The organism is Salinivirga sp. (assembly GCF_035268865.1).
In the GTDB taxonomy this organism is placed as follows: domain Bacteria; phylum Bacteroidota; class Bacteroidia; order Bacteroidales; family Salinivirgaceae; genus Salinivirga.
This window is the reverse complement of sequence record NZ_DATFKB010000181.1, coordinates 1-4,359: the sequence shown is the minus strand read 5'-3', so window position 1 is coordinate 4,359 and position 4,359 is coordinate 1. Positions and strand designations below refer to the sequence as shown.

Below are 4,359 nucleotides of genomic sequence, written 5' to 3'. Positions count from 1 at the left end.
GTTACAGGATACATAGAAAAGGCTACTTTCATCTCACCATTGTCTACACGACGTTCCAGTTCGCCCAAACCACGTATTCCACCTACAAAATCAATGCGCTTGTCGCGACGCAGGTCTTCGATTCCGAGCAACTCATCCAGTACAAGGTTCGAAAGTATGGTCACATCCAATACACCAATTGGATCTTCATCGTTGTATGTACCTGCTTTAGCTTCCAGTTTGTACCATTTGCCTTCGAGGTACATCCCAAAAGTGTGCAATTTTTCAGGTTTATAAGCATTTGTGCCAACCTCTGAAACTTCAAAATTCTTTTGCAGTTTTTCAATGAACTGCGTAGCAGTATGTCCGTTCAGATCTTTCACAACCCGGTTATAATCAATGATGTGCAACTGATTATCAGGAAAATGTACCGCTAAGAAATAGTTATACTCTTCGTTTCCGGTATGATTGGGATTATTTTTAGCCTGTTTTTCAGCTACTCTTGCTCCTGCTGCTGTGCGGTGGTGTCCGTCGGCCACATAAGTGTAAGGCACCTTAGTTTCGAACAATTCTGTGATACGTTTAATATCGTCATCGTTATCTACTACCCAAAAATGATGTCCAAAGCCATCAACAGCAGTAAAATCATACTCAGGCGCTTTGCTTTCCACTACCTTTTTCACAATAGCATCCAGCTCATCCACAGCAGGATAAGAGAAAAAAACCGGTTCCATATTGGCATTATTAATCTCCACGTGCTTCATACGATCCTCTTCTTTTTCAGGACGTGTAAGTTCGTGTTTTTTAATGATACCGTTAAAATAGTCATCGGCATGTGCACCTGCTACAAGACCGTATTGAGTGCGGCCATCCATGGTTTGTGCATAGATGTAGTATTTCTCTTTTTCGTCCTGTATAAGCCAGCCTTTCTCCTGCCATTTGGCAAAATTATCACGGGCCTTGTCATACACTTCCTGTGCATGCTCATCGTATCCGGGTTCGAAATCGATTTCGGGACGGATAATGTGTAAAAGTGATTTTTCGGTTGCTTCTTCACGGGCTTCTTCCGAATTCATAACGTCATAAGGCCGGGAAGCCACTTCGCTGGCCAGTTCTTTTGGTGGCCTTACGCCTTTGAATGGTTTAATTTTCGCCATTTTTTTATCAATTATTTAAGCACAAATTTTTGTGCCCTCATTACACAATAAAATTCTATTTATTTACCTGGAATGTGCGATCGTCTTTTTCCAAAAAGTTAATAATCTGGTTTACAGCTGCAATGCCGGCATTGATGTTGGCTTCTGCAGTTTGGGCACCCATCTTCTTTGGAGTGAAGAAGTAACGACCTTCAAATTTCTCAGCAAAAACATCTTTATTATCGGGTGCGATATCTGAGATATACTGTAAATCAGCACGCGCTTCCATTGCTTTTACCAGGCCATCTTCATCGATTACTTCTTTACGGGCTGTGTTTACTAAAACACCATTTTCAGGCATTTTACTCAGCAATTCGTAACCAATAGATTTTTTGGTTTTGTCGTTTGAAGGAATGTGCAGCGATACATATTGACATGTGCTGTAAAGCTCTTCGATACTGTCGACGACTTTTACGCCATCTTTTTCAATTTCTGCCTTTTCTTTGAATGGATCAAAAGCTTTTACTTCCATACCAAAGCCTTTGGCAATTTCGCCCACATAGCGGCCAACATTTCCGTAAGCGTGTATACCAATAGATTTGCCACGCAATTCGGTACCAGCTTTGCCGTTATATCCGCCACGGGCAAGATAAACCATCATACCCAAAGCCAGTTCAGCCACGGCATTAGAGTTTTGTCCGGGTGTATTCATCACCACCACATTGTTGGCAGTTGCTGCTTCAAGGTCAACATTATCGTAACCGGCGCCACCACGTACTACAATTTTAAGGTTTTTACCGGCTTCAATGACCTCTTTAGTAACTTTGTCGCTTCGCACAATCAAGGCATCGGCATCAGCAACTGCCTCAAGCAGTTGATCGTTAGATTCATATTTTTCCAACAGCGCAACTTCATAGTTGGCTTTTTGGGCAATATCTTTTATACCCTCTACTGCCGCAGGGGCAAAAGGTTTTACTGTTGCTACCAATATTTTAGCCATAACATTTAGTTTTTAAAAAATTTAACACTATTAAAAAGCACAAGTCACACTCTCCCCATGGAAAGCGTGACCTGCTATATGCTTAATATTAAGTTCATTTATGCATGTTGCTTTTCAAATTCCTGCATACAGTTCACCAATGCTTTTACATCTTCTATTGTACTGGCATTGTATGTAGAAGCACGGAAACCACCTACCGAACGGTGACCTTTGATGCCTACGATATTATTATCAGCAGCATATTTCAAAAAGTCGTCCTGTAAGTTTTGGTATTTTTCTTCGAAAATAAAGGTAATGTTCATGCGTGAGCGCGAAGCTTTATCAATTACAGTACCTTTAAACATTGGGTTACGGTCTATTTCGCCATAAAGCATATCGGCACGCTCTTTTGCGCGGCGCTCCATCTCTTCTACTCCACCCTGTGCTTTTACCCACTTAAGCGTCTCTTTTACGCCAAATACATTCACACATGGAGGTGTATTGAACATAGAACCTTTTTTCACGTGTGTTTCGTATTTCAACATAGTTGGAATTGGGCGGTCTACAACTTTGTCGAGCATATCTTTACGGATAATCACAAAAGTAACACCGGCGGGGCCGACATTTTTTTGCGCACCACCATAAATCATGGCATATTTACTTACATCGATTTTGCGGCTCATCATATCCGATGACATATCGGCTATAAGGGGCACATCTCCTGTATCGAGATCTTCAAAAATCTCTGTTCCGCGAATTGTATTGTTTGAGGTAATGTGAATATAATCTACATCTTTAGGTACATCAACCTTTGGATAATAAGCAAAATCTTTGTCTTCGCTGCTTGCTATAACCTCAACTTCGCCAAACATTTTGGCCTCTTTTATAGCTTTGGTCGACCATGAACCTGTATCAACATAAGCAGCTTTTTTATTCATGAAGTTATAAGGAATCATGGCAAACTGCATTGATGCACCTCCACCGAGGAAAAGAACCTCATAATTTTCCGGAATATTCAACAGTTCTTTAAACAGATCCTGAGCTTCGTCTATTACAGCCTGAAATTCTTTGCTGCGGTGCGAAACTTCCATGATCGATTGGCCGGCATTACCAAGTTCTTTTACAGCTTCTGCTGTGTTTTCCAATGCTTGTTCCGGTAGTTTGCAGGGGCCTGCATTAAAAATATGTTTTCTCATAATTGTGCTTTTAGAAATTTTTAGCGAATTTAGTATAAAAATTACTGAAAACGTAATGTTTTACAGCAATAAACACAATCATTTTTATCCACAAAGGCGCATGCATATGAGGATTCTGATTTTCTTGATATTAATTGCATTAATTTCTCCGGGTGCGATGGCACAAAAAATTTATAAAACAGATCTCAAAAGTGAGGCTGACTATATTGCCTGGGAAACCAAATATAAATCTGAAGCCGATGTGTGGGTTTTTCTGACAGAAAATAAAACTGAAGCCAAAAAGCGCAGCGGTATATGGTATTTTACCGACAAAAGAGCGCAAGCCGACTATAAAATATATTTTACCGGTTTTAAAGCAGAAGCCGATTGGCTTATTTACTATACCGAAAACAAAACCGAAGCAGGATATACATACAGAGAAGAAGATGAAGGATACTAAAAACCGCTGCTGGTGGGCACCAGCCAACGACCCTGAATATATAAAATATCATGATGAAGAATGGGGTGTTCCAACGCACAATGACCGCGACCTTTTTGAAATGCTTGTGCTGGAAGGTGCACAGGCCGGATTATCATGGTCGACCATATTACACAAACGGGGAAACTATCGCAAAGCATTTGACAATTTTGAGGTTACAAAAGTTGCCAATTATGATGAATCAAAAATAGAAGCTCTGTTGCAGGATAAGGGTATTGTGCGCAACCAGTTGAAAATACGGAGTGCTGTAAAAAACGCCAGGGTATTTCTTAATATTCAGAAAGAATTTGGCTCTTTTGACCACTATATTTGGAATTATGTAAACCATAAACCTATTATCAATCGTTGGCAAAAGCCGGAAGATGTGCCAGCTGAAACAGCATTATCAAAGACAATATCAAAAGACCTGAAAAAACGGGGAATGAGTTTCGTTGGACCGACTATCATATATGCCTATATGCAGTCTATTGGCATGGTCAATGATCATCTTACAGGCTGTTTTATTCACCCTGAATAATACACAGCGTATTTCATTAAATATGGTTATTAGTTTGCTTTTATCTAAAAATTACTAATTTCAGGCTTTTCTAT

Annotated in this window: 5 protein-coding genes; 2 read left to right on the top strand and 3 right to left on the bottom strand. The window is 40.0% G+C overall.

The features are described 5' to 3' along the window. The 3 genes from VJ937_RS10890 to serC form a co-directional block, all read right to left on the bottom strand. A partial coding sequence (locus VJ937_RS10890; protein ID WP_324066999.1) for a DUF1015 domain-containing protein occupies positions 1-1,136 on the bottom strand: 1,136 nt, incomplete at its 3' end. 55 nt (positions 1,137-1,191) lie between these two features. After that, the gene (locus VJ937_RS10885) at positions 1,192-2,115 is read right to left on the bottom strand and encodes an NAD(P)-dependent oxidoreductase (RefSeq protein ID WP_324066997.1); all 924 of its coding nucleotides are present in this window, start codon (positions 2,113-2,115) and stop codon (positions 1,192-1,194) included. Positions 2,116-2,213: 98 nt separating this feature from the next. Further along, positions 2,214-3,290 carry a 3-phosphoserine/phosphohydroxythreonine transaminase gene (gene serC, locus VJ937_RS10880; protein ID WP_324066995.1) on the bottom strand — a complete coding sequence of 359 codons (1,077 nt, stop codon included), beginning with the start codon at positions 3,288-3,290 and terminating at the stop codon, positions 2,214-2,216. A gap of 106 nt (positions 3,291-3,396) precedes the next feature. Between serC and VJ937_RS10875 the strand changes: the two genes are divergently transcribed. Both VJ937_RS10875 and VJ937_RS10870 read left to right on the top strand, forming a co-directional pair. Then, positions 3,397-3,729, top strand: a complete 333-nt coding sequence (locus VJ937_RS10875; protein ID WP_324066994.1) for a DUF6150 family protein — start codon at positions 3,397-3,399, stop codon at positions 3,727-3,729. After that, complete coding sequence (locus VJ937_RS10870) at positions 3,716-4,285, top strand: DNA-3-methyladenine glycosylase I (protein ID WP_324066993.1); 570 nt, start codon at positions 3,716-3,718, stop codon at positions 4,283-4,285. The genes VJ937_RS10875 and VJ937_RS10870 overlap by 14 nt, the downstream gene beginning before the upstream one ends. Positions 4,286-4,359: the final 74 nt, after the last annotated feature.

Coding starts and splice junctions, on each gene's coding strand:
- VJ937_RS10875 (WP_324066994.1), top strand. CDS start 3,397: ATGAGGATTCTGATTTTCTTGATATTAATTGCATTAATTTCTCCGGGT.
- VJ937_RS10885 (WP_324066997.1), bottom strand. CDS start 2,115: ATGGCTAAAATATTGGTAGCAACAGTAAAACCTTTTGCCCCTGCGGCA.
- VJ937_RS10870 (WP_324066993.1), top strand. CDS start 3,716: ATGAAGGATACTAAAAACCGCTGCTGGTGGGCACCAGCCAACGACCCT.
- serC (WP_324066995.1), bottom strand. CDS start 3,290: ATGAGAAAACATATTTTTAATGCAGGCCCCTGCAAACTACCGGAACAA.